Annotated in this window: 15 protein-coding genes; 5 read left to right on the top strand and 10 right to left on the bottom strand. The window is 60.7% G+C overall.

Features of this window, described 5'->3' with window-relative positions; genetic code table 11:
- Positions 1 to 24: 24 nt before the first annotated feature.
- The 7 genes from ACEN8R_RS21190 to ACEN8R_RS21160 form a co-directional block, all read right to left on the bottom strand.
- Positions 25 to 492, bottom strand: coding sequence for a DUF2946 domain-containing protein (locus tag ACEN8R_RS21190; RefSeq protein WP_026286604.1), 468 nt, complete (start codon positions 490 to 492; stop codon positions 25 to 27).
- Positions 493 to 513: 21 nt separating this feature from the next.
- Complete coding sequence (locus ACEN8R_RS21185; RefSeq protein ID WP_430954336.1) at positions 514 to 993, bottom strand: copper chaperone PCu(A)C; 480 nt, start codon at positions 991 to 993, stop codon at positions 514 to 516.
- 48 nt (positions 994 to 1,041) lie between these two features.
- On the bottom strand, positions 1,042 to 1,440 hold the full coding sequence (locus ACEN8R_RS21180) for a DUF2946 domain-containing protein (protein WP_019582256.1): 399 nt from the start codon (positions 1,438 to 1,440) through the stop codon (positions 1,042 to 1,044).
- A 48-nt stretch (positions 1,441 to 1,488) separates the two neighbouring features.
- Positions 1,489 to 1,800, bottom strand: a complete 312-nt coding sequence (locus ACEN8R_RS21175; RefSeq protein WP_018928436.1) for a hypothetical protein — start codon at positions 1,798 to 1,800, stop codon at positions 1,489 to 1,491.
- A 253-nt stretch (positions 1,801 to 2,053) separates the two neighbouring features.
- Entirely contained in the window at positions 2,054 to 2,776 is a 723-nt protein-coding gene (locus ACEN8R_RS21170) for a cobalt-precorrin-6A reductase (protein ID WP_495624341.1), read from the bottom strand.
- Positions 2,773 to 3,870 (bottom strand): cobalt-precorrin-5B (C(1))-methyltransferase, encoded by a 1,098-nt coding sequence (locus ACEN8R_RS21165; RefSeq protein ID WP_111455273.1) that lies wholly within the window; start codon positions 3,868 to 3,870, stop codon positions 2,773 to 2,775. Before ACEN8R_RS21165 ends, ACEN8R_RS21170 begins: the two co-directional genes overlap by 4 nt.
- Positions 3,863 to 5,074, bottom strand: a complete 1,212-nt coding sequence (locus ACEN8R_RS21160) for a bifunctional cobalt-precorrin-7 (C(5))-methyltransferase/cobalt-precorrin-6B (C(15))-methyltransferase (RefSeq protein WP_019582259.1) — start codon at positions 5,072 to 5,074, stop codon at positions 3,863 to 3,865. Before ACEN8R_RS21160 ends, ACEN8R_RS21165 begins: the two co-directional genes overlap by 8 nt.
- Before the next feature lie 143 nt (positions 5,075 to 5,217).
- On the opposite strand from ACEN8R_RS21160, the gene cobG reads away from it, so the two are divergent.
- The 5 genes from cobG (at position 5,218) to ACEN8R_RS21135 (ending at position 17,112) form a co-directional block, all read left to right on the top strand.
- Complete coding sequence (gene cobG / locus ACEN8R_RS21155; protein WP_495624340.1) at positions 5,218 to 6,519, top strand: precorrin-3B synthase; 1,302 nt, start codon at positions 5,218 to 5,220, stop codon at positions 6,517 to 6,519.
- A complete protein-coding gene (locus ACEN8R_RS21150; RefSeq protein WP_007937188.1) occupies positions 6,512 to 7,138 on the top strand; it encodes a precorrin-8X methylmutase in 627 nt (208 codons plus the stop codon). Before cobG ends, ACEN8R_RS21150 begins: the two co-directional genes overlap by 8 nt.
- Entirely contained in the window at positions 7,138 to 7,869 is a 732-nt protein-coding gene (locus tag ACEN8R_RS21145; protein ID WP_018928431.1) for a precorrin-2 C(20)-methyltransferase, read from the top strand. The genes ACEN8R_RS21150 and ACEN8R_RS21145 overlap by 1 nt, the downstream gene beginning before the upstream one ends.
- Positions 7,869 to 9,569: a precorrin-3B C(17)-methyltransferase gene (gene cobJ, locus ACEN8R_RS21140; protein ID WP_495624339.1), complete on the top strand. Its 1,701-nt coding sequence runs from the start codon at positions 7,869 to 7,871 to the stop codon at positions 9,567 to 9,569. Before ACEN8R_RS21145 ends, cobJ begins: the two co-directional genes overlap by 1 nt.
- A gap of 475 nt (positions 9,570 to 10,044) precedes the next feature.
- Positions 10,045 to 17,112: a TcdA/TcdB pore-forming domain-containing protein gene (locus ACEN8R_RS21135; protein ID WP_495624338.1), complete on the top strand. Its 7,068-nt coding sequence runs from the start codon at positions 10,045 to 10,047 to the stop codon at positions 17,110 to 17,112.
- A gap of 119 nt (positions 17,113 to 17,231) precedes the next feature.
- Here the strand turns inward: ACEN8R_RS21135 and ACEN8R_RS21130 are convergent, their stop codons facing one another.
- From ACEN8R_RS21130 to purD, 3 genes are all read right to left on the bottom strand, one after another.
- Positions 17,232 to 17,828, bottom strand: a complete 597-nt coding sequence (locus ACEN8R_RS21130) for a MarC family protein (RefSeq protein WP_018928428.1) — start codon at positions 17,826 to 17,828, stop codon at positions 17,232 to 17,234.
- An 82-nt stretch (positions 17,829 to 17,910) separates the two neighbouring features.
- Positions 17,911 to 20,685 (bottom strand): hybrid sensor histidine kinase/response regulator, encoded by a 2,775-nt coding sequence (locus ACEN8R_RS21125; RefSeq protein WP_018928427.1) that lies wholly within the window; start codon positions 20,683 to 20,685, stop codon positions 17,911 to 17,913.
- A 99-nt stretch (positions 20,686 to 20,784) separates the two neighbouring features.
- Positions 20,785 to 22,080 (bottom strand): phosphoribosylamine--glycine ligase, encoded by a 1,296-nt coding sequence (gene purD / locus ACEN8R_RS21120; RefSeq protein WP_064616059.1) that lies wholly within the window; start codon positions 22,078 to 22,080, stop codon positions 20,785 to 20,787.
- Between the last annotated feature and the right edge of the window lie 44 nt (positions 22,081 to 22,124).

Below are 22,124 nucleotides of genomic sequence, written 5' to 3'. Positions count from 1 at the left end.
CCGTGTGGGATCGGAGGTAGGTGTTTACGCGACGATGGGCGGGGCGCGGGTGCGGGCGCCGGGGAAGAAGGTTTGCCGGGCGTGGCCCAGGCGGGTGGCGGGTGTGGTGAAGGTGGTGGCGGACGGGGTGTCGAACGCGGTGAATGAAGCGCCACCGGTGAGCGCTGGGCAATTGAACAGCAGGCTGCAATAGCCGCATTTTTCCCACAGCGCGTGATGCTCGGCTGTCGGCCGGCAGTGTTCGGCGGCGGGTTGTGCGTCGTGGTCGGCGTGCTCCATTGCCGACATGTCCGAGCCCATGTCCATCGACATGTTCATGGACATGCCTATCGCCATGCTCGAAGCAGCCGCGCGCGAATCCATCGGCATCGACTGAGAAATCAGCGGGCCGATAAAGATCATCAGCATGGCGAACAGGCTGATCCAGCTGCCGCGGGTCAGGCTCATTGGCTGACGGCGGCGCACGGATGGCCTGGCGCTATGCGGGCGCATAGACGTTTTCAACGGGGGCGATTACTGGGCGTGCATGTGCGCTTGCATGCTGTCCGGTGCCTTTTTCTGCACCGAGACCTCGACCGTTACATCACCGGACTTCTCAAAGTGCAGGGTCAGCGGAAAGTGCTTGCCGTCGCTCAATAGGCTGCGGTCTCTGAGCTCCAGCAGCATCACGTGGTACGCCATCGGCGCGAAGGTGACTTCGCCGCCAGCCGGGATTTCGACGTCGGGCACTTGCTGCATTTTCATCAGATCGTTTTGCATCACATGTTCGTGCAACTCGGCCTTGCCGGATATCGGCGAGCCGACGCTGAGCAGCCGATCAGCGGTTTTGCCGCTGTTGTGAATCACGAAATACGCCGCGACGGTGGGCGCGTTGGGCGGCAACTCCTGCGACCACGGATGGGCGATCTCAAGTTCGCCAACCTTGTATTCGTGGGCATTGGCAAAACAGGCAGGCAGCAGCAACGCAGCCAGGACGATGAGTTTGTTCAACATGGCAGTTCTCCAGAACGATTCAAAACGCAGGTCAATTGCGAGAAGGAATCACACCAGAGGGGACGCGCGGGGGTTAAGACTCGGCCATTGCTGGCGCGGTGTCGGTGTGTCGAGCGTGGCAGGCGGCACGCTTCGATTGGCCTCGAATCGCGCGTAATACAACTGCGGCGTATGCCCCGGCAACGCCACCAACGGCGCGGAGCCCGAGCAACACCAGCAATGCTGCATGTTGGAATGATCGTCGTTCTGCGGGGCTTTCTGCTCGATGTCGCCCAGGGAAATCGCCACCAGCTTCGTGCCGCTGGAAGAGCAGAAACTGCCCCACAGCAACTGTTCGGCCGGCGATTTCGCCGTTTGCGCCATCGCTCCGGACATCGGCATGGCGAGCATGTTGAACAGCACTGCAAAGCAGGCGATCCAGGCAAATGCGAGCCGTTGTCGGGACATGGGACAGATCCGTTTGAGTGGGCGATCAGGCGCGGCTATTTAGCCTGATCAGGGGCGATAAGTAAAAAGACCGCGTGCGGTGTGGTGTCGCAGCGAGTCAGTCAGCATATCGAGCAGCCGGCGTGCAAGCTCAGCCTCGCCGTTTTGAAAGAGTGTAGCGACTTCGACTCTTAATGCCTGAGCGAATTGAGGGTCACTTTGGATTCTTGCCCGGATTGTGTGTTTGACATCTCTGAGCGCTACACGATTGAAGCTTCCATCGCCCGGGTCTTCCTCTTCGCAGGCCTTGATGTAGTGCCACATATCGGCAGACGTCAGGAGAAACTCAGTGATATCGAAGCGAGTGAATTTTTCAGTCATCCGCCATTTCCCGTTACATGGGTGGGGCTTGAAATATGGGGGTTGGGTTGTGAGCCCACAAGTCAGTCGATTTGGATGATGTTGTGCGTTAGGTCCGATGGATATGTAGGGGATTGCGCATTTTATGTAGCAGCTGCCGAAGGCTGCGTTCGGCTGCGTAGCGGTCGTGATCCCATGCGCCGCAGTCAACCTGGCAGACCGTGGTGTTTGATTTTACGACTGCTGCGCAGCCGAACGCAGGCTTCGCCAGCTGCTACCAGTTTTGTGTGAGGGCCGTTAAAACCTCAGTCACCGCCCCAAACTCCCGCTCAACCCCCGGCAACACCGGCCGCTTCAACACCAGCACCGGCACTCCACGTTCCCGCGCCACTTCCAGCTTCGGCTCGGTGGCGGTGCTGCCACTGTTCTTGCTGATCAGCACGTCGATCCGCCGCCGCTCGAACAACGCGCGTTCATCCTCGATCAGAAACGGCCCACGGGCGCCGATCACTTCGCAGCGCGCGTGGCCCGGATAAACGTCCAGTGCACGCAACGTCCAGAATTGCTCCGACGGGATTTCGTGCAGGTGCTGCAATGGCTCGCGACCGAGGGTGAACAGCGGTCGGCGAAAAGGTTTCAGCGCTTCGATCAGCTCGGCCCAGTCGCTGACTTCGCGCCAGTCATCTGCGGCTTGTGGCTGCCAGGCCGGACGGCGCAAGGCCCAACAGGCAATGCCGCTCAACTTCGCGGCGGTGGCGGCGTTGTGGCTGATGCGGGCCGCGTAGGGGTGGGTCGCATCCAGCAGCAGGTCAATGCCTTCGTCACGAATGAACTGCGCCAGACCTTCGGCGCCGCCATAGCCGCCAACGCGGACCTGACAGTTCAGATCCGTCGGCACCCGACCGACACCGGCCAGGCTATAGATGTGCTCCGGCCCCAGGGTTCGGGCGATGGCCAGGGCCTCAGTGACGCCGCCGAGCAACAACACACGCTTCATTGAAAAACTCCCGCATGGCCGACAATCCCGCCCTGGCGATCGATGGCGAACACTTCGACCTGAACCTGCGCCGGCACCACGCTGCGGGCAAAGTCGAGGGCGTGCTGGCACACTGCGTCGCCAAGGGCGATCCCGGCGGCGCTGGCCATGGCCAAGGCTTGCTGACTGGTATTGGCATCGCGGATCGCCTGTTGCAACGCCGCATCGGCACCGACCGCCGCGGCCCATTCGGCCAGTTGCGGCAGGTCGATACTTGAATGCCGACTGTGCAAATCCATGTGCCCGGCCGCCAGTTTGCTGATCTTGCCGAAGCCACCGCACAGGCTGAGTTTTTCCACAGGCACTTTGCGCAAGTGCTTGAGTACCGCGCCGACGAAGTCGCCCATTTCGATCAGGGCGATTTCCGGCAAGTCGTAGACCCGGCGCATGGTGTCTTCGCTGGCGTTGCCGGTGCACGCGGCGATGTGCAGGTAACCGTTGGTTTTGGCGACGTCGATGCCCTGGTGGATCGAGGCGATGTAGGCGGCGCAGGAGAATGGCCGGACGATGCCGCTGGTGCCGAGGATCGACAAGCCGCCGAGAATGCCCAGCCGCGGGTTCATGGTTTTCAGCGCCAGGGCTTCGCCGTCCTCGACGTTTACCGTGACCTCGAAGCCGCCCTGGTAATTCAGTTCCTCGGCCAGCAACGTCAGGTGATCAGTGATCATCTTGCGCGGCACCGGGTTGATCGCCGGTTCGCCGACGTTCAGCACCAGCCCGGGCCGGGTGACGGTGCCGACGCCACGGCCGGCGCTGAAGCGGATACCCGGTTCGCTGTGCAAGCGCACCTGGGAAAACAGCAGGGCGCCATGGGTCACGTCGGGGTCGTCGCCGGCGTCCTTGATCGTTCCGGCTTCGGCGCCGTCGTCCGTCAGCCGACAGAATTCCAGGCGCATTTGCACCCGTTTGCCTTTGGGCAGAATGATCTCGACGGCGTCCGCTTCCACGCCGCCGAGCAGCAGGCGGGCGGCCGCGAGGCTGGTGGCGGTGGCGCAGCTGCCGGTGGTCAGGCCGCTGCGCAGCGGGGCGGGTTGTTCGGCGGTTTCGTCACGCATCGAGGGGTTTCGTCACGTCCAGCAAGGTAATCGGCAGCGCCTGACGCCAGGTATCGAACTCGCCCAACGGTTGCGCCTGGGCGACGTGAATGCGGGTCAGCTCACCGCCATGCCGTTCACGCCAGGCCATCAAGGTCACTTCGCTTTGCAGTGTCACAGCGTTGGCGATCAACCGGCCGCCGGGTTTGAGTTGCGCCCAGCAAGTATCGAGCACGCCCTCACGAGTGACGCCACCGCCGATGAAAATCGCGTCCGGGCGTTCGAGTCCGCTCAGGGCTTGCGGCGCACTGCCGCGAATCAATTGCAGGCCGGGAACGCCCAGGGCATCGCGGTTGTGTTCAATCAACGCTTGCCGTCCCTCATCCGCTTCGATGGCCAGCGCCCGGCAACTTGGGTGAGCGCGCATCCATTCGATGCCGATCGAGCCGCTGCCGGCGCCGACGTCCCACAGCAGTTCGCCGGGGATCGGGGCGAGGCGAGAAAGGGTGATGGCGCGCACGTCGCGTTTAGTCAGTTGGCCGTCGTGCTGGAAGGCCGAATCCGGCAGGCCGGCCAGGCGCGACAGGCGCGGTGTGTTGGGTTCAGCGATGCATTCGATGGCGATCAGGTTCAGATCGGCGATCGCCGGGTCGCTCCAGTCGTTGGCAGCGCCCTCGATGCGCCGTTCGGCTTCGCCGCCCAGATGTTCCAGCACGGTCAGGCGACTCGGCCCGAAACCGCGCTCACGCAGCAGCGCCGCAATGGCCGCTGGACTCTGGCCGTCGTTGCTCAGCACCAGCAAACGCACACCACTGAACAAATGAGCGTTGAGCGCCGCGACGGGACGGGCGACCACCGACAGCGTCACCACATCCTGCAACGGCCAGCCCAGGCGAGCGGCCGCCAGTGACACGGAGGATGGGGCGGGCAGGATCAGCATTTCTGCGCCGGGCAGTTGCCGCGCCAGGCTGGCACCGACGCCAAAGAACATCGGGTCGCCGCTGGCCAGCACGCAAACCGGCTCGCCCCGCAGCGCCAATAGGGGTTCAAGTGAGAATGGACTGGGCCAGAGCTGGCGCTCACCGCGAATGCACACGGGCAACAAATCCAGTTGCCGTTGGCCGCCGAATATCCGCGAAGCGCCCAGCAGGGCGCGACGGGCGTTCTTGCCCAGCCCCTTGAAGCCGTCTTCACCGATACCTACTACTGTCAGCCAGGGCGACATCTGCAGTCCTCAAAAAATGCCTCAAACGGGGTGTTCCGACGGGCAGGCTTTTCATGCCGTCGGACAAAGCAGGCATAATACCGCGCCTTCGCCCGCGAAGCGCCTTTCCCACACAGCCGGTCGCCCCTTTGAACGAACGCCCGATGTCTACCGCCTTACGCCCCTCGGCCTGCCCGGGGTTGCTGCGTATCGTTCCGGCGCTGGATGGCGGCATCTGCCGGATCAAATTGAACGGCGGCTCGATCAGCGCGGCCCAGGCTGAAGCGGTGGCCAGCGCGGCCGAACGGTTTGCCGGGGGCGTGATCGAGGCGACCAACCGGGCCAACCTGCAGATTCGCGGAATTGGCAGTGAGCAGACGGCTTTGATCGACAGCCTGCTCGCCGCAGGGTTGGGGCCGCGTACCGCGGCGGGCGACGATGTGCGCAATCTGATGCTCAGCCCGTCTGCCGGGATTGACCGGCACATGCTCTTCGACACGCATGCGCTGGCGGAGCAGATCCTCACCACGCTGCAAAGCCACGAACGTTTCCACGAGCTCAGCGCCAAGTTTGCCGTGCAACTCGATGGCGGCGAGGCGTTGGCGATGCTCGAGCACCCGCATGATCTGTGGTTGTCTGCTGCTGAGCGAAACGGCGAGCTGCTGCTGGCGTTCGGTCTGGCGGGTTGCCCTACGGACAGGCCCGCAGGCGCGGTGTCACTCGAGCAGGGGCACGCACTGGTGGTAGCGGTGCTGGAGTTGTTTCTCGACCTGGCGCGTCCGGATCAAACACGAATGCGTCATTTGCTGGCCGAGTATCCACTCGCAGAGTTTCTCGCTCGCCTGGCCGAGCGTGTGCCCTTGAAGTCGATTGCCGATTGGCAGCGTTCACTGAACCTGGACACTCTGCACATCGGCGCTCATCCGCAACGTGAAGCCGAACACGTCTATATCGGCGCCGTCCCCCCTTTGGGGCGGCTCGATCCCGTCATGCTCAGGGGCGTGGCGCAACTGGCGTGCGAATTCGGCGACGCGAGTCTGCGTTTCACTCCATGGCAAAGTCTGTTGCTGCCCAACGTTCGAAAAGAGCGGGCGCCTGAAGTGATTAGGCGTCTGGAGCAACTGGGCCTGCTATGTGACGCTGATCAGCCTGTGTCACGGTTGATCGCCTGCACCGGTTCCGCTGGCTGTGGCAAGGGCCTGGCCGATACCAAGAGCGACGCCATGCAGTTGGCCGCGCTGTTGCAACGTCACGATCAAGCAGTGCATTTGTCCGGCTGCCAGCGTTCCTGCGCCGCGGCCCATGTAGCACCGGTCACGCTGCTGGCTGTCGCCCCCGGTCACTACGACCTCTATTTTCGCGATGCAGGGCAGCCGGGTTTCGGCGCCCTGCACGCACACAACCTTACTATTGAAGCGGTCGCAGCCTTGCTCGACGCCCGCTCACGGAGCCCCCTTGATGCTTGATTACATCCGCGACGGTCAGGAGATCTATCGCAACTCCTTCGCAATCATTCGCGCCGAGGCCAACCTTGCGCGTATTCCGGCCGATCTGGAGAAACTCGCCGTGCGGGTGATCCACGCCTGCGGCATGGTCGAGGCCATCGACGGTCTGCAGTTTTCCGAAGGCGCCGGCAAGGCCGGGCGCGATGCGCTGGCCGCTGGCGCGCCGATTCTGTGCGACGCGCGGATGGTCAGCGAGGGCGTGACCCGCGCGCGTTTGCCGGCCAACAACCCAGTGATCTGCACCCTGCGCGACGACAGCGTGCCGGAGCTTGCCCGTGAGTTGGGCAATACCCGTTCCGCCGCCGCGCTGGAGCTGTGGCGTCCGCATCTGGAAGGCAGCGTGGTGGTGATCGGCAACGCACCGACCGCACTGTTTTATCTGTTGGAAATGCTCGATGCCGGCGCGCCGAAGCCGGCGCTGATCCTCGGCTTCCCGGTGGGCTTCGTCGGCGCCGCCGAATCCAAGGCGATGCTCGCGGCGGACAGCCGTGGCGTGCCTTTCGTCATCATGCAAGGCCGGCTCGGCGGTAGCGCCATGGCCGCCGCCGCCGTCAATGCCCTCGCCACGGAGATCGAATGATGCAGCAACCTGGACGTTTGATTGGCCTGGGCGTCGGCCCCGGTGATCCGGAACTGATTACCGTCAAAGCCTTGCGCCTGCTGCGCGAATCGCCGGTGGTGGCGTACTTCGTCGCCAAGGGCAAGAAGGGCAATGCGTTCGGCATCATCGAAGCGCATCTGCAAGATCCACAAACCCTGCTGCCGCTGGTTTATCCGGTGACCACCGAAGCGCTGCCGGCGCCGTTGTCATATGAACAAGTGATCAGCGATTTCTACGATACGGCCGCTGAACAACTTGCCGCGCATCTGGACGCGGGCCGTGATGTGGCGGTGATCTGCGAAGGCGATCCGTTCTTCTACGGCTCCTACATGTACCTGCACGATCGACTGGCCGAGCGTTACGAAGCCGAAGTCGTGCCGGGTGTCTGCTCGATGCTCGGCGGTGCCTCGGTACTCGGTGCGCCGCTGGTGTATCGCAATCAGAGCCTGTCGGTGTTGTCCGGCGTGCTGCCCCACGAAGACCTCAAGCGTCGCCTGGCCGATGCCGATGCGGCAGTGATCATGAAACTGGGGCGCAACTTTCCCAAGGTCCGTCAGGTGCTCGAAGAACTCGGTCTGGCAGAGCGTGCGCTGTATGTGGAGCGCGCGACCATGGCCAACCAGAAAATCGTGCCGCTGGATCAGGTCGAGCCGATGTCCTCGCCGTATTTCTCGCTGATCATCGTTCCAGGCGAGCGGTGGCAAGGCTGATGACTCATTCCACGCCCGCAATCGTCATTCTCGGTCAAGGCAGTCTGGCCACTGCCCGCCGCATTCAACAGGTGTATCCGGCTGCGTTGATCCACGGCCTGGCCGGACGGGTCGAGGGTGCCGACCGCACTTATCCCGAATTCGGCGCGACCCTGCGCGAGCTGTATCAGCAGGACACGCCGATCATTGCCCTGTGCGCGGCGGGGATCGTCATTCGCACCCTGGCCGCGCTGTTGCTGGAAAAGGGCGCCGAACCGCCGGTGCTGGCCGTGGCCGAAGACGGCAGCGCGGTGGTGCCCTTGCTCGGTGGCCTCGGTGGAGTGAACGTCATGGCGCGCGAGATCGCTACCGGGTTGCAGGTCGCTGCGGCGATCACCACCAGCGGCGAACTGCGCTTTGGCACCTGCCTGCTCAATCCGCCAAGCGGTTACGCCCTTGGCGATCTGGAACTGGGCAAGCGTTTTGTCTCTGATTTGCTCGCCGGGCACAGCGTGCGCATCGAAGGCGCGGCGCCGTGGCTGGAGCAGGCGCAGTTGGCGGAAGATCCGCTGGCGCAGCGTTCGATCCATGTCGGCAGCAACGTCCGTGAGGCAAGTGCCAATGAGCTGGTGATTTATCCGCGCAGTGTTGCGGTGGCGATTGGCGCCGCCGCAGATTTGCCGAGCACTGTTCGCGCGGCGTTACAGCAGGCGAACGTCGCGGTGCAGGCGCTGGCCTGTCTGGTGGCGCCTGACACTGAAATGGCCAACCCGGTGTTGCATGAAGCGGCCGTTGCGCTGGGTGTGCCGCTGCGTTTTGTCGCGCCGGCGAGCGATATCGGCGCGTTGGCCCGTAGCGCGGTGCCCGAGGCGACGATCATCGCAACGGTAAACAATGCGGCTGTGGCCGTGACCGAACAGCCACTGGACCTCACGCAAGTCGGCCGCCCACGCGGGCGTCTGGCCGTGATCGGCCTCGGCCCGGGCGCCGCCGAACTGATGGTGCCCGCCGTCAAGGCCGAATTGGCCCGGGCCACCGATGTGCTCGGCTACGAAACCTACGTGCGCATGGCCGGTCCCTTCCGAGCGGATCAGGTGCTGCATTGCACCGACAACCGCGAAGAAATGCAGCGTGCCCGCCACGCCTTCGAACTGGCGGCCCGGGGCCGTTCGGTGATCGTGGTGTCCTCAGGCGACCCGGGCGTGTTCGCGATGGCGGCGGCGGTGCTTGAAGCCTTGCACGAGTCGAGTGACCCGGCCTGGCACACTGTCGAGCTGGAGATCCTGCCGGGCGTCTCCGCGTCGCTCGCCACCGCTGCCCAGGCCGGTGCGCCGCTGGGGCATGACTTCTGCGTGATGTCCCTGTCGGACAATCTCAAGCCGTGGTCGATCATCGAAAAGCGTCTGGACCTGGCCGCCGAAGCGGACCTGGCCCTGGCGTTCTATAACCCGATCTCACGTTCACGGCCATGGCAGCTGGGGCGTGCGCTGGAGATCGTCGCGCAGCATCGCAAACCTGAAACGCCGGTGGTGCTGGGGCGGGATATCGGCCGACCGGGACAGACCTTACGCACGACCACCTTGGGGGCGTTGACCCCGGATCAAGTGGACATGCGCACCATGGTGCTCGTCGGCTCTTCCACTACCTGCGCATTCCCTCGCGCGGAGGGCGGCGATTGGGTGTATACGCCACGCTGGTACGGTGAAAAACCGGCGTCCTGATATCCAGCGGCCCTTCGGGGCCGCAGTCTTTTCCGTCACTTCCCAGCACTGGAATCCCAGTGGTCGGGTTGGGTTTTTCCACGTTCGAACGTGTCGTCCTTTTCAGCGGCTGTCATGGGATTTGGCGCGGTTGCCTGTCGTCTTTTTTCTGTCACTAATGTCTTGTTTTATTTATTCGGAAATATTAAATATTTTGCATCGTTGAGTGTGTGACAGGTTTATTTGAGATGGCAGTAGTTTGATGTTTGCTGGTGATGTGTTAAGTAACTTTTGGTGTCGTTAGAGTGTGTTGTTAAGTTTTTTTGTTTCTGTTTTATTGAAACTAATTGAATTTCTTCCTGTTTGAGTTTGCCTGTTTCAAAGCGTAGTTTTCAACTTCCAGATCAAGGTTTTAGATGCCCTGTTGTTTGAGTGTCTGTGCTTATTGGCTGGCCTATTCGTTGATAATTAAACCGAAACAGTAAACGGGATACGCATGCACGATATTGAGCGCCGAAACAAGGATGGTTATGTTGATTTTGTCAGTCTTTTCAAACTGGCGGATCTTGAACGCGGATTGTCGTCGCATAAAGACAGTCCACACTACGAGGAACTATTGCGTTATTACTTTGCCTGTGTGGGGTTGCTGGAGTCGCCAAGACTGCTCGAACCGTTAGGGTTATTCAAACACACGCTGACACTGTTGCTGGGCAACAAGCGAGTCAAACGCAATCTTGATTCGCAGACGCCGGGCAATGCTGACGACACCGCGATGCAACTATCGCAGATACATGACGAAGTCGAACGGTATGAGTCGCGTCTTCGGTTCAGTGTCGAGCAGATGAACACAGTGGCGACGGAAGTTCCCAAGGTGTTGCATTTTGTCTGGCTCGGTGGCGGTCTCGGCGCCATTCAGCGCGATTACCTCAACCTATGGAAACAGGTGTTGGCCGAGCATGGCTACACCCTCAATCTCTGGTATGACAGTGATGCGCTGCTGGCATATCAAACCAACAAACTGATTGTTGACGCCGCCAAGGCGCATGCCCTGACGCAGGTCGCAGACAAAAGTATCTCCGAAGATGAACTGGCAACCCTGTACGAGGAGCGCGCTATTGTTCTGAAGCAACAGATGTACGCACACATCAATGCGGCAGTGGCAAACGGTGAGTCAGCCGATGAGGCACGGATGGATTTGCTGACTCGGGCCTACGGCCAGGATGCGGCGAAGCTGCAAGCGTTGAAGGAAAGCAATCACCGCAGTGTGCAGGACATGAACGGTTTCCAATTGCGCGATCTTGATGCGGCCGAGGTGCCGTTGCAATTACAGGGCATCTACGAACAGGAAATGCGATTACGCGGCAATCTGGCGGCGGCGTCCGATGTGGTGCGTGTTGAAGTTCTGTTTGGCGAAGGTGGCATCTATGCCGATGTGGATAACCTGCCGCCGTTATCGAGAACGCTGGGCGGAGTCGATATCCACGGTTTGGGTTCCGATGCGCATTTGGGGATTTTGCAGTTATTGCTCAATGACAATCCTGAATGGATGCCTGGGCGTCGGGCATCCTCCAGTTACATCGAGACGATTCCCCCTGAGCATTTGCCGGCACTGGAGGCTTTTGTAAAAAGCCGGCCGGGCCTGAGTGAGGTATTTCAGCCACCGGCAGATCGGTTGGCCCGACCCTTTATGCTGCGAGCGGCGTCGGAAGGCAGTTCGATAACGAATGCATTTCTGATGGCGCATCCCCGCTCGACGATTCTGCAAACCGTGCTCGAGCGTTTCCGGTTCAACTATGAGGTGATTGAGGCTTCGAACCGGTTGGCCGCCCGACGAGGCGTTGCTTTGAGCGATGTTGATGCCATGGCACCGCTGGTGCAGGAAGTGGTGGAAGGAACGTATGGGCCGCTGATTGAGCTGTCGATGGAAGAGGAAATATTTGCAGGGTTTCTGATCGATGCCATTGCGACCTACTTTCGCGACGGCATTCGGCTTCAGAGCGAAGGGACTATCTACCTGACCGGCCCTGGAGCCGTGCGTGATGGCATGGCCGATTACGCAAGAGCCCACTTTACCCCCTCGGTGGCTGAGGCCTTGCGCAAGGAGGCCGCCATTGCGCGCTACACGTCGGTCAACCGCGCGACCGAAGAAGAACTGGACCATTCCTGGAAGGACAATGAAACCGACCCTGATAAATGGGTCAGTAATGAGCAGAAACGCTGGCAGGAAGGCCAATACAAGACCCATTACAGCGGCGATATCGCGCAATTGCTCAAAGGCCCGACGATTGAGTTCGAGCAGGGCTGGCCGGTGATCGAAGAGCGGCCGGTGCTGCTGACCCACGTGCTGGAGCGTTTGGTCGAAGGGCTGGGCGAGCCGTTCATGGCGGCAATGAGTCGGGGGCACACTGGCGCTATCCGCTTCGAGGTTCCACTGCCGCTGAGTTTTGATGATCGCCAGGCCATCCGTAATCAGCCCCTTGAATCGCAAGCCCCTGCTTTCCTGAACGATGGGCAAAGCCACAACCCGGGTGTCGATGAAGTGCTGAGCGACATCGCCAATGGCACCCGTCACTTCGTCGAGACGACCCCCTTGCAGAGGCTGTCGCTGGGGGTGTTGTTGGGGATGGACTCACTGCATAACCAACGCTTTGTGGAGTTCACCGGTGAGCTGGACAATCTGGCCAACAGCATGGTCGGGCAGGGCGCTTCAGGCCGTTACGCCGTCATTGAGCGGCAACTGTACAAGCGCGAGGCACCGGGATTCATCGCCAGTCTGAACAGTGATTCAGAACCGGCGCCGAGGGCGGTCGGCAGCGCACTTGAACTGAAAAAGGCTGCATTGACACAGGCGCGGACGGCGGGCCAGTGGGGGCGCCATGTGGCGCAAATCCAGCAAGTGGCGACCCTTGAACATCGCATGCAGATCGTCGAGAAGGTGGGGCAGATACTCGACGAGATCGAAGCCAGCAGCATCAAACTGGTTCCCCAGGATCTGCTGCTGCGCAGCGGTGGCGAGGCGGTTGGTGGTCGGTGCTACCCGTTGACCCTGGTGATGAGCGCGGCACTGATGCAGGACGACATGGCCTCCCGGCAGTTGCGTGAACGTTTCTATCTGTCCGCCATCGATCCCGAGCAAGCTGATTCGGCAACCTTCCTTCAAGCGCTGGAAGAGCTGCGGGATGTGCAATTGAACGATGTAGGGGCACCGCTTGACCGCGCGGACCTGGATCAGGTCACTGCCGCTCTCGAGCAACATGAAGGCAGCCGCGCACTGATGCTTAACTCCGACAATCATTCGATGCTGGTGGCCAAGACCGTAGAGGGCGATCACACCACTTATCATTTTTACGACCCCAACTTCGCGTTGTTCGAGTTCGAGCAACCGGCCATGTTCAAGCGGGCGCTGGAATACTTTTTTCTGAAGCAAGGCATGGCACGGCATTACGCGGCCTATGGTTCGCAAGCCCGGCCGGAGTTTGACCTGATTGACCTGCATGGGGGAAAGGTGTCTGACTTGAAGCTGTCTGCCGGATTTGCCGTGGAGCAGCTACTGAAGTCCGAACCGTTGCCGGGAGCACCGCTGCGTCCGATTCGCCAGCGCCTGAACAGTGCCCGTGGGCAATCGCTGGTCAACAATTGGCATCTGGGCAGCAGTTTGCTGGAGCTCGATAGCCACTGGTGGGGACAGCAGATCGCACACGCCAGCGTCGGTTTGCAGGAGTTGCATGCGTCGGTAACGCCGCTGGTGCCGTTGTTCGAAACGCTGGAAATTACGCCCGAGGGTAAATATCGGGTGAGTCTGATCAATCCGTCAGACCCGGAACACGAGGTTCAGGTGATCAGCGGCGATCACCGTCTGTTGCGGATCAAGAATTGGCTGTCGGAACAGTTTTCGACCCTGGCGCGTAAACCGGCCGGGACGGGCGGTGTCGTGGATCCGACAGAGATCGGCAGTGTTCACACCCTCAACGCAGGGTTCGCCATTCAGGCGTTGATGAACGCGTTGCGTGGCCGGGAAGGGGAGGGCCGGACATTGACCACCGCCGTGCGCCTGCACGCTTACGTCAACTATGCCCAGTTGGTGCATGGCACCGTCGTGGATGTGGTTGGCCTGGTGCAGTTGGTTCGCACCGCGTTGAGAGAAGAGAAAATCATCGCTCGTACTTGCGCTCCAGTAGTCGGCGAAGCTTTGGGGCATGCAGCCGGTGAAGGCGTCGGCGCCGTATTGGGGCTGGCCAACGTCGGCTTTGATATTTATCAGCTGTCGACGGCGCAAAACGAAGTCGAGAAGGCCCAGTTCGGTACTCAATTGACATTCGATACCGCCAGCCTGGCGCTCACGGCAGGCGGTATCGGTGCAGGACTGGCCGGCGCATCGACCGCCGCTGCGGTGCTCGGTGGCGCCGGGGTGATTCTTGGTGGCCTGGCCATTGGTGTTGCTGCACTGGCCCAAGGGTTTGCCAGCATCTTGCGAGACGCCGAGGAGGTCGGCAAGTTCTTCGACGACATGGATCGGGGTTATCGCTCGCACGGCTACCGGTTCGATCACACCGTTGGCGCCTGGGTCGTGCGGCCTTCGCTGATCGTCCAGCGCATAGATCTGGGTGCTGGCAAGTTGCTGCTCGACAGCCCGAAGCTGTTTCCACTGCACGACCACTTTGGAGTGCCGGGTTTCGATGTTGATTACACGCGGGCGATCAATATCCGCCAGGAATTGAACCTGCCCGGTCAAAAAGAATTTGCACCGCCCACAGGGCAAGCCATTGTGCTGCCATGCACACCGCAAACCTTTTACGGCTATGAGTACAAGGCGCTGCCGTTCGCCTCCGCATTTCACGACCCTGGTTTTGACACGGCCCGGCGCCTTGAAAAAAAGCAAGCGGATGGTCAGCGGCTATTTCTGTTTACGTTCTATTCCTTTCCGTCGCATTACATCCTCCACCGCCTGAATCCGGTGTATCGCGAAACAGTCATCGAGGTGCAATTGGATGCGGTGGATCGTTCACTGGTGGTCCCCGTTTTGCCTGATGTCTGGCACGGCAAGCTGTCGTATGAGCTGACAGGCGCGGGGGGGAGCTGTTCATTGATGCTCAATCCCGGTGCAAGTATCCGTCTTGTCTCTCCCAGCCTGAAGCAATGCCGCTGGGTGTTGCAGGCAAGCTGGGCGAGTGAAAGTGATATCCGCATCGAGCCTTACGGCGAACTGTACATCGGTACTGTCCATGTGAAAATTTCCGGCAAAGGTCGTCATGAGGTGCTGATCCAGGTGGCGGATAAACAGTTGTTCAGCGTTGACCCTGGCAAACGCCAATTGGACATTCTCCAGCAGACAGCGCCTGAAGGACTCGATGAACAGGCATTGCTGGCGCACTACAAAGGCCTCGCGCAGGAGCATCGACTGGTATTGCCGTACACGCAGATCCATCGTTACCTGATTCCGTACGAGGCGCCGGACGAACCCCGTTACACCAATGCCTGGTATGACTGCGCTGAAGATCGTTTCCTGTATATCCGCAACGAGACCGTCCTTGAGGCCGACGAGGCGCAGCTGTCGATGGTGGTCGAGGGTTCTGCTTATTTCTACCAACCGGAGGGCCACCAGATCTGGCAAGTCGATGCCGCCACAGGCTTGCTCAAGAATCGCTATCGCTTACTGCTAGAGGACAGCAAAGGCACCATTCGCAGTATCGAAGCGGATGCTCATGGTGTGATTCATGTCGTGCAGGAGTACGTCACGGGCAATCAGGCCGCCAGGCAGTACCGTTACCTGATTCATGAAGGTCGATTGCTGTTGAGTTCCGTGACTCACGATATGGCGCGGGAACTGCAGGCGTTGGTGTTTGCCAGCGAAACGCTGGCCGACTGGTCATCGGTGTTCGGCAAGTATGTGTCTTTCAATCCTGTTCCTCAGCGGGACGGCTTCACAACGGTCGACTGGCAGCCGGCGCCTTACGTTTCGATCTGTTGGAAGTTTGACCCGGATCGGCGAGACATGGCGTGGGTTCGCAGTCGCGATCAGTTGCTCATTCATCCGCTGCCCCGACCTCAACACACGCGTGGCTGGGCCGATTCGATCAAGCACCTGAACGATCTGATGCTGTTGCCGATGGCCGACGACAGCGACATATTCTTCATTTACGACCGGCTCGCCCAGACCCTTTGCCGACTGCAACGGACCGTGACAGAGGACAAGGGACAATGGGCCCACCAATGGGTGCAGCCCGCCGGGCTCAAGCAGGTCGTGGCCGTCGAGAGCGGCTATGTGGCACTCGATGAGGAGGGGCTGTTTTTCAACCTGACCGCGCAAGGCGAGGTGCAGCTGGGCGGCCTGAGCGAGCAGTGGCTCAACGGCCGCGCCCAGTGGTGGCAGGCGCTGGAGCCGATTGCCGAGCGTTACCCGGGCAAAAATATTGCCATTGTCGGCCTGCGCAATTTCGCCGATAACGGCAACGTGGGTGCCTGGTATGTGAGTAACCGCCTGGTGCTGTGCGATCCGGGACTCGACAAGGAAATTCGCCTGCTTGGCGTTACCCCGGACAATCAGGCGGTCTGGCTGTTCGATCTGTCCAGCGGTGAAATCTGGAATCAGACGTTCATCGATCCGCGGCAACTTGATCAGGCATTCGGCACGGGCTCGCGATTGTTACTGGGCGACAGGTTGCCGGCTCATCAACCAGAGTGGGCGGATTGGCGTTTTGCCGACGTGACCATCGAGGGCGCCGGCTTGCGTGGGACAACCGTTGACGGCGTACTGCTCGAACTCCGCCATCAAGAGGTGGAGATCATCACTGGCGTCAGCCACGACTGGGTGAGCGCCCATGGCGAACACTTGATCGAAAGTCTCCAGGCGTTACTGGAAACGACGGAACATGCCGAATTTGTATCTGTGGAGTCCGAACCCGGCAGCTTGCAGTGGTATGCCGTCCAAAGCGCCCGGCTGATCCGGATTACCGGTAAGGACCTGCCCACAGATTATTCGCTGCTGGGCACTCAAGGCCAGGTCAATGTGTTGGTGCATGAGGCCCGGGAAGGACGGGTACGTGTGTATCCGGACAGGCGAAGCATCGGGCCGTTCGATTATGTCCAGCGCAACGCCGAAGTGCTGGTTGTCGAAGGAGAAAAGACCCTGGGTGATCTCCTGCCGCTGATTCCCGATGACGTCAATACGTTGATTCTGCGATTGGGGCAGGGTGCCGTGACTTATCACCTGACGAAGGCTGTCTGGCTGAGGCTCGACTCAGTCATCGTCGACTGCCGGCACGCACTGGGTGAAGTGCCGGCCATTCCAGGCAAATTGATCTGGGCCTTCGATGATCCGCAAAGATTGCTGTTCGAGATTGTTCAGGAACATCTGGTCATCGTTGACCCGGACAGTGAGCACAGTTTGATCTTCCGTGATGTGTGTTCCGTCGACCCGGCATTGCGCGGTGATGTGTTCCTAGCGTTTGAAAAGCTGCAATCCCATCCGGTATCGATGTTCGTGGCGCGGTTGCGCGACAGGAAAGAAAAAAACGGCAGTGCAACGCTGCAGGAGTTGTTGGCGGAGCCGGTAGTCGCAGGATAAGCAGCGACTGGCGCCGGGTTCATGAAAAAAGGCCGCGAACGATTCCGTTCGCGGCCTTTGACATGATGGGGGCGGTGTGGCGATCACCACGTTCACGGGATGACGGAGTTGTTCGCCTATCAGGGCACCAGATAGCCTTTTACGCCGGTAAAGATGATCTGTGCTGCCAGCGCACAGACAAAAAGTCCCATCAAGCGACTGACGATTTGCAGGCCCTGATCGCCAAGAATCCGCTCGATACGGTTCGACAAGTAAAGCACCACCCCCACCGTGAAACTGGCCAGGGCAATGCTGAGGATCGCGGTGAGTTTGTCGTCCCAGTGCGGTTGGCTGACACCCATCACCAACAGCGCACCGATGGTGCCCGGGCCGACGGTCAGGGGGATGGTCAACGGGACGATGGTCACGTCTTGCTGCACGTTGTCGGTTTGCACCACCGACTTACCCTGGGCCATGCCCAGCGCCGAGATGAATAGCACGCTGCCGGCGCCGATGCGAAATGCATCCACGGTAATGCCGAACACGTCAAATATCACCCTCCCGAACAGGTACAGCAAGACGCTGGAAACCAGTGTGGCAATTGCCACTTTCCAGGCCAGGCGACGTTGTTCCTTGCGCGAATAACCGCGGCTCAGACTGATGAAACAGGACAACACGAAGAACGGGCTGTAGAGCACCAGCATCTTCAGATAAACGCTGAATAACACGTGGAGCATAATGTCGGCTCGCGGCAGGAGATTGTTGGAGCGGAGTCTATCAGCCGGTTTAGAAAGTTGTCGGCGCGCGACGGGAGATTGCTCAGAACGTCGAAGCCGTACGATTCTGATGATCGCGCTGGGCAACCCAATGCTCGATCAGGTCGCGCAACTGCGACAGCTCGACCGGTTTGGCCATGTGCCCGTCCATGCCGGCCTGACGCGCGCGCTCTTTGTGCTCGGCGAGGATGTGCGCGGTCAACGCCACCACGGGGGTGCGAATCCGCTGGTTGCCGACTTCCCAGGCACGCAATTGCTGGGTGGCGGAGAAGCCGTCAAGGATTGGCATTTCGCAGTCCATCAGCACCAGGTCGTAACGCTGGGCCTTCATTGCCACCAAGGCTTCTTCGCCATTGCTGGCGGTATCCGGTTGCAGGTTGAGCTTGCCCAGCATGCCGCGGATGACCTTGGTCGAGATGCTGTTGTCTTCGGCCACCAGGATGCGGAAGTCGCTGGGCACCTTGACCGGAAGGGTAGGGCCGGTGGGCAGGTGCTGCGAGGTCGCCGGGCCGTTGTTGCGCTGGTTCAGTTCGTCCGCCAGGGTGGTCTTGAGGGTGTAGCCGGCCACTGGCTTGGCGAGGATGCGTTTGATCCCGGAGTTGCGCGCGATGATCTTGCTCGGCGCGTTGCTGATGCCGGTGAGCATGATCAGCAGAATGTCGTGGTTCAGGCTCGGGTCTTCCTTGATCTTGGCGGCCAGTTGCATGCCGGTCATACCGGGCATGTTCTGGTCCAGCAGGACCACGTCGAAATAATCGCGCAGGTGGGCCTTGGTGCGCAGCAGCGCCAGGGCCTCCTTGCCGGACGGTACGGCGCTGACGTTCAGGCCCCAGGCGCTGCACTGCTGCACCAGCACCTTGCGACAGGTGTCGTTGTCGTCCACGACCAGTACGCGTGCGCCTTGCAACGGACTGTCCAGGTCCGAGGTCGGATGCTCGAGACGGTCCGGGTCCAGTGGCAGGGTCAGCCACAATGTGCTGCCTTGGTTGGCGCCGCTCTTGATGCCGAATTCGCCCTGCATCAAACGGATCAGCTGACGGGCAATCACCAGCCCCAGATTGCCCCCCAGGCTGGTGGCCGAGAGGAAATGCTTGCTGTGCAGCTCGGCGTGCATCAGTGCGTCGCGCTCTTCAGCCTCCATCGGCTGGCCGCTGTCCTGCACGGCGATGCGCAGCCGCGGTTTGGCGCTGCGTTCATCCAGGGCGACAACGATCAGAATCTCGCCTTCGTCGGTTTTCTTCAGGGCGTTTTCCAGCAGGCTCAGCAGGGTCTGGCGCAGGCGCGTCGGATCGCCGCTGATGACGCGCGGTACCTGTGGCTGGATAAAGCTGATCAGCTCGATGTTCTGTTGTTCGGCCTTGGCGCGGAAGATGCTCAGGCAGTCTTCGATCAGGGCATTGAGGTCGAACTGCACATCGTCCAGCTCGATCTGTCCGGACTCGAGCTTGGAGATGTCGAGAATTTCGTTGATCAGTGTCAGCAGTTCGTTGCCGGCGCTATGGATGGTTTGCACATAGTCGCGCTGCTTGACCGACAGCGGTGTGCCCAGCAGCAGTTCGGTCATGCCCAGCACACCATTCATCGGGGTGCGGATTTCGTGGCTGATTTTCGCCAGGAATTCAGCTTTGGCGTTTATTTCGGCATTGCTGGCAGCCAGGTCGCGACTGACGCTGAAACGGTCTTCGGTGATGCTACGCTGTCGCTCGCCCAGGGCCACACTCATCAACAGGCCACTGATACAGATAAACACCAGCAGGGTGATGATCAGGCCTTGCGGGGCGACAAGGGTCAGCCCCTGCAGCGCCGGCAGGATAATCAACGTGCCAAGGTTGAATACCACCATGGCCGCCACGAACAGGCGAGCCGGGCGATAACCTTTTTGCCAGTGATGGGCGCTGACGAACAACATGCTCAGGCCGGCCAGGGCAACCAGTGCGTACGTGATCAGGTTCAGCGGCAGGGTGTTGACGAACAACAGCAGCAGGCCGCAGGCCACGATGAACAGGATGTCCCCCAGCAGCAGCTTGTTCAGCGGGTGCGGGCCGAGCGGGGCGAAAAAACGGTAGGCGAACATCAGACCGCAAGGTGCGGTCAGCAGCAAGGCAAGATAGGCACCGGGTGTTTGTACGACGGACCAGTTCGGCAACCATGGTCGGGCCAGGTTCAGCAGCAGCACCAGGCTGAGCAGCAACAACCCTTCGCACGCTGCCAGCCAGAGGCTGCTGCGCGAGCGGGTGTAGGTGTAGCGGGTCAGGTTATGCAGGATCAGCATCCCGAGACAGCCAAAGAGCAGACCGTAGATCAACGTCTGGTTCTGAGTGGCTGCGCTCATGACCGCCGATTGCAGGGTGATGTAAGGCCGAAACTGGTGTTCGGAGACCAGTCGCATATAGACGTCGAGGGTTTTGTCGCTTTGCGGCAGCGGCAACATGAAGTCGTTGCCGGGCAGGGGGCGCTCAGCCTGAGGCTGCCCGGTGCCGGTATTCAATTGATCGATCAGCTGGTCGCCATCGAGCACATACAGATTGAGGTGCGACAGGTCGGGAGCGAACACCCTCAGCAACTGTTCGTGTTTGCCGGGTGCCAGCCTGAAACGCAGCCACAGCGCACCGTCAGGCCCGGCTGCGGTGAGGCGGTCGAGTTCAACGGGGCTGAATTGATTGGTGTAGCGGCCGGAGCGGATGTCGCTCAGCTGCAGATCGCCCTGTTCGTCGAGCAATACCGCCCAGCCACTGCCTTGCGAGGCCTGGGCCGGGAGCATGCAGAGCAAGGTCAGCAGAGTGACGGTGAAGCCTATGGCAATCCTGAGCCAGCGCACGGCGAAATCCCTTCGTAGGTTGATGCCAGAGTATAACTATGCGCGGCGCCGGAATAGTCCGGCAAGGGCTGCAAGCCCTTGCCTGGCCGAATGGATGGCTTATTCCTGATTTTCGCCACGCTCGCGGGCAATGGCACGGTAGCCAATGTCCTTACGATAGAAGCAGCCTTCCCAGTCGATTTTAGCCGCCAGTTTGTAAGCCTGCTGCTGGGCTGTGTCGACGCTGGTGCCCATGGCGGTTGCGCACAGTACCCGACCACCGGCCGTCACCACCTGACCGTCCTTGAGTGCAGTGCCAGCGTGGAAGACTTTGCCTTCCAGTGCCGCGGCTGCATCCAGACCGTTGATGGCAACGCCTTTGGCGTAGTCACCCGGGTAACCGCCAGCGGCCAATACGATACCGACGCTCGGACGTGGATCCCACTGTGCTTCGACCTTGTCCAGCGCTTGCGCCAGGGCCGCTTCGACCAGCAACACCAGGCTCGACTGCAAACGCAGCATCACCGGTTGGGTCTCAGGATCGCCGAAACGGCAGTTGAACTCGATAACTTTTGGGTTACCAGCCTTGTCGATCATCAAGCCGGCATAGAGGAAACCGGTGTAAACATTGCCTTCCTCGGCCATGCCGCGCACGGTTGGCCAGATCACCAGGTCCATGACCCGCTGATGGACTTCGGCAGTGACGACCGGTGCCGGGGAGTAGGCGCCCATGCCGCCGGTGTTCGGACCGGTGTCGCCGTCGCCGACGCGTTTGTGGTCCTGGCTGGTGGCCATCGGAAGCACGTTCTTGCCGTCGACCATGACGATGAAGCTGGCTTCTTCGCCGTCCAGGAACTCCTCGATGACCACGCGGGAGCCGGCATCGCCAAACGCGTTGCCAGCGAGCATGTCGCGCACCGCGTCTTCAGCTTCAGCCAATGTCATGGCCACGATCACGCCTTTGCCGGCGGCCAGGCCATCGGCCTTGATCACGATCGGTGCGCCTTTTTCACGCAGATAAGCCAGGGCCGGCTCGATCTCGGTGAAGTTCTGGTAGTCGGCGGTCGGGATCTTGTGACGCGCCAGGAAATCCTTGGTAAAGGCTTTCGAACCTTCCAGTTGCGCGGCACCTGCGGTCGGGCCGAAGCAATCCAGGCCACGGGAGCGGAACAGGTCGACAACGCCTGCAACCAGCGGCACTTCCGGGCCGACGATGGTGAGGGAAACGTTTTTCTCCGCGAAATCTGCAAGCTGCTCGAGGGCCAGCACGTCGATGGCGACGTTCTCGCACTTGGCTTCAATGGCGGTGCCTGCGTTGCCCGGGGCAACGAACACTTTCTGCACGCGCGGATCCTGAGCCACTTTCCAGGCCAGGGCGTGTTCACGGCCACCGCTGCCAATGATCAAAACATTCATTTCAAAAACCTCGGATGACGCTAATTCTGTTTTGGAACCTAAAG

It is taken from the genome of Pseudomonas sp. Pseusp15 (assembly GCF_059492165.1).
The sequence above is the reverse complement of the archived record's forward strand: the minus strand, read 5'-3'. Positions and strand labels throughout refer to the sequence as shown.

What these genes read in the sequence shown, in the direction of transcription:
- ACEN8R_RS21190 (WP_026286604.1), bottom strand. Translation starts at nt 492, where the DNA reads ATGCGCCCGCATAGCGCCAGGCCATCCGTGCGCCGCCGTCAGCCAATG.
- ACEN8R_RS21185 (WP_430954336.1), bottom strand. Translation starts at nt 993, where the DNA reads ATGTTGAACAAACTCATCGTCCTGGCTGCGTTGCTGCTGCCTGCCTGT.
- ACEN8R_RS21180 (WP_019582256.1), bottom strand. Translation starts at nt 1,440, where the DNA reads ATGTCCCGACAACGGCTCGCATTTGCCTGGATCGCCTGCTTTGCAGTG.
- ACEN8R_RS21175 (WP_018928436.1), bottom strand. Translation starts at nt 1,800, where the DNA reads ATGACTGAAAAATTCACTCGCTTCGATATCACTGAGTTTCTCCTGACG.
- ACEN8R_RS21170 (WP_495624341.1), bottom strand. Translation starts at nt 2,776, where the DNA reads ATGAAGCGTGTGTTGTTGCTCGGCGGCGTCACTGAGGCCCTGGCCATC.
- ACEN8R_RS21165 (WP_111455273.1), bottom strand. Translation starts at nt 3,870, where the DNA reads ATGCGTGACGAAACCGCCGAACAACCCGCCCCGCTGCGCAGCGGCCTG.
- ACEN8R_RS21160 (WP_019582259.1), bottom strand. Translation starts at nt 5,074, where the DNA reads ATGTCGCCCTGGCTGACAGTAGTAGGTATCGGTGAAGACGGCTTCAAG.
- cobG (WP_495624340.1), top strand. Translation starts at nt 5,218, where the DNA reads ATGTCTACCGCCTTACGCCCCTCGGCCTGCCCGGGGTTGCTGCGTATC.
- ACEN8R_RS21150 (WP_007937188.1), top strand. Translation starts at nt 6,512, where the DNA reads ATGCTTGATTACATCCGCGACGGTCAGGAGATCTATCGCAACTCCTTC.
- ACEN8R_RS21145 (WP_018928431.1), top strand. Translation starts at nt 7,138, where the DNA reads ATGCAGCAACCTGGACGTTTGATTGGCCTGGGCGTCGGCCCCGGTGAT.
- cobJ (WP_495624339.1), top strand. Translation starts at nt 7,869, where the DNA reads ATGACTCATTCCACGCCCGCAATCGTCATTCTCGGTCAAGGCAGTCTG.
- ACEN8R_RS21135 (WP_495624338.1), top strand. Translation starts at nt 10,045, where the DNA reads ATGCACGATATTGAGCGCCGAAACAAGGATGGTTATGTTGATTTTGTC.
- ACEN8R_RS21130 (WP_018928428.1), bottom strand. Translation starts at nt 17,828, where the DNA reads ATGCTCCACGTGTTATTCAGCGTTTATCTGAAGATGCTGGTGCTCTAC.
- purD (WP_064616059.1), bottom strand. Translation starts at nt 22,080, where the DNA reads ATGAATGTTTTGATCATTGGCAGCGGTGGCCGTGAACACGCCCTGGCC.